Source organism: Streptomyces sp. NPDC002130, assembly GCF_040296465.1.
Classification (GTDB): domain Bacteria; phylum Actinomycetota; class Actinomycetes; order Streptomycetales; family Streptomycetaceae; genus Streptomyces.
The window spans coordinates 1-1,201 of the sequence record NZ_JBEOXI010001034.1; the positions used below are offsets into that span (position 1 = coordinate 1).

1 protein-coding gene is annotated in these 1,201 nt (G+C 63.8%); it reads left to right on the plus strand.

The genetic code is table 11. The features are described from left to right. Positions 1 to 490, plus strand: a 490-nt coding sequence (locus ABT116_RS48145; RefSeq protein WP_351647828.1) for a cholesterol oxidase substrate-binding domain-containing protein, incomplete at its 5' end; no start/stop codon positions are given. Positions 491 to 1,201 lie beyond the last annotated feature (711 nt).

Here is a 1,201-nt window from a genome sequence, read left to right on the forward strand (position 1 = left end):
CCAGTGGTTCAACGGCCGCATGGAGTACTACCGCTCCATCGGTCAGTTCCCCCTCAACGGCCCCGTCGAAATCCGCTGCTGCGGCCTCGATCAACCGTCCGAGGTCGAGGTCGACTCGGCAGGCGCCCCCACCATCTCGGCCATGCGCCCCCGGCCCGACCATCCGGAGTGGGACACCGCCATCTGGCTCAACGTCCTCGGCGTCCCGGGAACCCCCGGCATGTTCGCGTTCTACCGCGAAATGGAACAGTGGATGCGCAATCACTACAACAACAACGACGCCACCTTCCGCCCCGAGTGGTCCAAGGGCTGGGCGTTCGGCCCCGACAAGCCGTACACCGACACCCCGATCATCACCCAGGGCCTCCCCCAGACCTACCGCGACGGCGTCCCATCGAGCGACAACTGGGACACCGCCAACGCCGCATTCAACGCGTTGGATCCGCACAAGGTCTTCAGCAACACCTTCCTGGACCAGTTGCTGCCTTGAGGTTCAAGTACTGAGCGCACACTCTGACAACTCGACGGTCGTCGCCACTCCCAGCATTCGGGAGTGCGGCGGCCGGCGTGCGTTGGAGCGACGGACATGAGAAAGCCCTCCGCATGCCGACCAGGCGCCCGACTCAATCGCGATCGGGATGGATCGCCTCGTGCATACTTTCCACTGCCCTGGCATGAGTTGAGAGATCGGATCTAGCCGACCGAATCGTGGCGCTGTCGCTGCGTGCCCCCGGCTCGGACGACGACGAGTCCTCTCCGGGGCTCGACGCGCCTCCTCCGGGCTGCTCGGAGGAGGCGGTGCGCTCTTCCCTCTCCGCGCGGGCACGCAACAACGACTCGGACTTCGGGGTATTTCGCATCGGAGCATTGTCCCAGATCCATCTCCTACGACTCACACGGAGCGCTCTCACCCCCGGTGAGCGGGTCGTTCCTGAACATCGATACCTGGAAAGTTCGCAACAAAATATCTACAGCGGTCAGGGTAGACATTCTCGCGGGGCTGTTGTATCTTTTTTCTCGTAGCAAGGAACGAGTCAAGAGATGCGGGAGAGATGAACTACCCGCAAGCAGTACCGCAGGGCAGGGACGTGCCGGGGCCGAATTCGTGTGTGAGTGTGTAGTCGGACCCGGCACCCCCCTTCAAAGGCGGACCGGGTGGGCCGCAGGGCGAGCATCGTCATCGGGCAGGCGCTGATCGGCG